The sequence below is a fragment of the bacterium genome, assembly GCA_021372775.1.
GTDB lineage: Bacteria > Acidobacteriota > Polarisedimenticolia > J045 > J045 > JAJFTU01.
Genome location: JAJFTU010000047.1, coordinates 1 through 3151, shown reverse-complemented (window position 1 = coordinate 3151; position 3151 = coordinate 1). Strand labels below are relative to the sequence as shown.

Sequence of the window (3151 nt, the reverse complement as noted above, 5' to 3'; positions counted from 1 at the left end):
CTTCTCTTCCGGCGCGTTGTCGATCGAGTCGAACGAGCGGACCTGGATCTTCGGGTTCCGCTTCGCCAGCGTCATCGTGATCGCCGCCGTCAGCGTCGTCTTGCCGTGGTCCACGTGGCCGATCGTCCCCACGTTCACGTGCGGCTTCGTGCGCTCGAACTTTTCCTTCGCCATATCGTCCTGCCTCCGCTCGGGGCGGTGCGCCTCAGGGGCGCCGGGCTTCGTTGACCGAATGCAGCGCGGTTCGGCTCACCAGCGGTAGTGGGCGAAGGCCTTGTTGGCCTCGGCCATGCGGTGAACGTCTTCCTTCTTCTTGATGGCCCCGCCGCGGCCCGCGGAGGCGTCCATCAGTTCGCCGGCCAGCTTGTCCACCATGGTCCGCTCGGGACGGTCGGCGGCGTAGCCGAGCAGCCAACGCATGGCCAAGCTCAGGCGGCGCTTCGGCGCGACCTCGACCGGGACCTGGTAGTTCGAGCCGCCGACGCGGCGCGACTTGACTTCCATCACCGGCTTGACGTTCTCGACCGCGCGCTTGAAGACCTTGAGAGGATCGTCCTGCGTCTTCTCTTGGATCTTCTCCATCGCGGAGTAGAAGATCGCCACCGCCACGCCGCGCTTGCCGTCGCGCATGATGGCGTTGATGAACTTCGTCGCCAGCGGGGATCCGTAGATCGGATCCGGCGGGCAGGGCCTTTCGGGAACTTCGCGGCGTCTCGGCATCTTCACTTCCCCCAAGGGGCTTGGGCGGGCCGGCGCTCGCCGGCCTCGATCAATTTTTCCTACGACTTCGGGCGCTTGGCGCCGTACTTCGAGCGCCCTTGGCGGCGCCCGTCGACCCCGGAGGCATCCAGCGTGCCGCGCACGATGTGGTAGCGCACGCCCGGAAGGTCCTTCACGCGGCCGCCGCGGATGAGCACGATCGAGTGCTCCTGCAGGTTGTGGCCGACGCCGGGGATGTACGCGGTCACCTCGATGCCGTTCGTCAGCCGAACGCGCGCGACCTTGCGCAGCGCCGAGTTCGGCTTCTTGGGCGTCGTCGTGTAGACGCGCGTGCACACGCCCCGCCGCTGGGGGCAGGCCTGGAGGGCCGGACTCGCCGTCTTGGAGCGAATCTCCGCCCGTCCAACGCGGATCAATTGACTGATCGTCGGCACTGCTCGCCTCTCCGTTGCCCGACGAGCGCGCACGCCGCCGGGGATCGGGTTGACCCGAATCCTGACCTGCTGGTTGCGCGGGCGCCGCAATCGCGGCGCGTGCCGCCCGGCGGCCGTTGGTGCAACCGCTCCCGCGGGGCGCAGGCGGAACCCCGCATCGAGCTTGGTTGCTGGCCGGGCGATCCTGCCCGACGCGTACCGCGCCGGATCCATGCTGGACGGGCGCGGCCGTTCGTCTGTCGAGAAGGCTCCCGTCGCGGCCTTGAGGCCGGTCGGGGGCGCACAATCGCGGGATTCTAGGGAACGACCTAGGTGCTGTCAAGGATTGGGGCGAAATAGTTTCGCGGGAGGCGCGGCCCAAGGCCGCCGTTCCCGCCCCCGATCGATGGCGGCGTCGCGCGACGAGCGTAGAATGCGCCCGTTCGCGGGAATTCGCCCGCGGACGCCACAAATGCCCGGTCCAAGGGAAGGGAGTGTGAATCTCCCGCCGCCCCGCGACTGTGAACGGGACGAAAGCCGCCAAGGCGCCGATGGTTCGGCGCCGGCCACTGCCGGAAGGCGGGAAGGCGCGGCGAGTAGGATGAACGTCAGCCAGGAGACCTGGCCGGGCCACGCAGTCCTCTTCTTCTCTTGCCCCCGCGGGGGGGAAAGGAGACCGGCCATGCCTTCTGGGCGCCTGACCGCCCGTCTTCCGCACGTCGTAGTCCTCGCGTCCTCCGTCCTGCTCGCCGCCGCGCCGACGCTCGCCGCGCCGCAGGCGGCGCCGCAGAGTTCCGCCTCGCCCGACGCCGCGGCGATCCTGCCGACCGACTTGACCGAGCAGGTCGTCGTCTCGGCCAACCTGACCGCGACCCCCGCCGACCAGGTCGGCAGCTCGGTCACCGTCGTGGACGCGGCGACGATCGCCGCCTCCGGCAAGACCTCGACGTTCGAGCTCCTGCGCGCGCTCCCCGGCGTGGACGTCGTCCAGAGCGGCGGCGCGGGGCGAACGGCGACGGTGTTCCTCCGCGGGGCCAATTCGGCCCACACGCTCGTCCTGGTGGACGGCGTGCGGATCAACAGCCCCGCCTCGGGCGAGGTGGACTTCGCCGACCTGCGCGCCGAGCAGATCGAGCGGATCGAGATCCTGCGCGGGCCGCAGAGCTCGCTCTACGGCAGCGAGGCGATCGGCGGCGTGATCAACATCGTGACCCGGCGCGGCGCCCCCGGGGCCCGCGGCGACGTCTCCCTCGAGGGGGGCACGGCCGGGTCGTGGCGCGCGGCGGCCGGCGCCGACGGCGGCGAGGGGCGGTTCGACTACCACGTCTCGGCCGCGCACGAACGGCAGCCCGGCTATTCCCTCGCCGCGGCCGCGGCCGGCGACGAGAAGAAGTTCCCCTACGAGAGCGACTCGGCCAGCGCCCTGTTCGGCTGGAAGCTGAACGACGGGCGGATCGAGGCCACGTTCCACCGCGTCCACGCCACGTCTCATCCCGACGGCTACGACTTCATGGCCGGCCCGATCCCCGCCCCGAACTACGAGCAGACCCGCACGCGGACGATCGGCTCGCTCGGCGCGACGTTCGCGCCGACGGAGTGGTTGACCCAGACGCTGCGCGCCGGGATCAGCGACGAGAAGCTGGTCGGCGAGGATCCGGACAACGTCTACAACGTCTACGACATCAAGGGGCGCAACGTCAGCGTCCTCGCCCAGAGCGACTTCAAGCTGGCCAAGAGCGACACGCTGTCCGCGGGCCTGTCCTGGGAGCGGCGCAGCGGGGACAGCCAAGGCAACTTCGACCAGACGGCGCGGATCGCGTCCGTCTTCGTGCAGAACCAATGGTCGTGGAACGGCCGGGTGTTCCTCACCGGGGCGTTGCGGCGCGACGACCACTCGGTCTTCGGCGGCAAGACGACCGGCCGCGCCACGGCGGCCTACAAGTTCGCCGACGGCAAGACGCGGCTGCGCGCGAGCTACGGCACCGGCTTCAAGGCGCCGACGTTCAACGACCTCTACT

Annotated in this window: 4 protein-coding genes and 1 riboswitch; of the genes, 1 reads left to right on the top strand and 3 read right to left on the bottom strand. The window is 70.1% G+C overall.

What is annotated here, in order from left to right:
* The 3 genes from LLG88_01885 to rpsL all read right to left on the bottom strand — a co-directional run.
* The coding region (locus tag LLG88_01885) for a GTP-binding protein (GenBank protein MCE5245657.1) at nucleotides 1-174 on the bottom strand (174 nt) is incomplete at its 3' end.
* A 75-nt stretch (nucleotides 175-249) separates the two neighbouring features.
* The gene (gene rpsG / locus LLG88_01880; GenBank protein MCE5245656.1) at nucleotides 250-720 is read right to left on the bottom strand and encodes a 30S ribosomal protein S7; all 471 of its coding nucleotides are present in this window, start codon (nucleotides 718-720) and stop codon (nucleotides 250-252) included.
* 59 nt (nucleotides 721-779) lie between these two features.
* Nucleotides 780-1154: a 30S ribosomal protein S12 gene (gene rpsL, locus LLG88_01875; protein ID MCE5245655.1), complete on the bottom strand. Its 375-nt coding sequence runs from the start codon at nucleotides 1152-1154 to the stop codon at nucleotides 780-782.
* A gap of 462 nt (nucleotides 1155-1616) precedes the next feature.
* Nucleotides 1617-1756, top strand: a riboswitch (cobalamin riboswitch).
* Nucleotides 1757-1815: 59 nt separating this feature from the next.
* On the opposite strand from rpsL, the gene LLG88_01870 reads away from it, so the two are divergent.
* Nucleotides 1816-3151 (top strand): TonB-dependent receptor (locus tag LLG88_01870; GenBank protein MCE5245654.1); only part of this gene is annotated, 1336 nt, incomplete at its 3' end.

Bases quoted from the DNA above. Each gene is read 5' to 3' on its own strand.
- rpsG (MCE5245656.1), bottom strand. From the start codon at position 720: ATGCCGAGACGCCGCGAAGTTCCCGAAAGGCCCTGCCCGCCGGATCCG.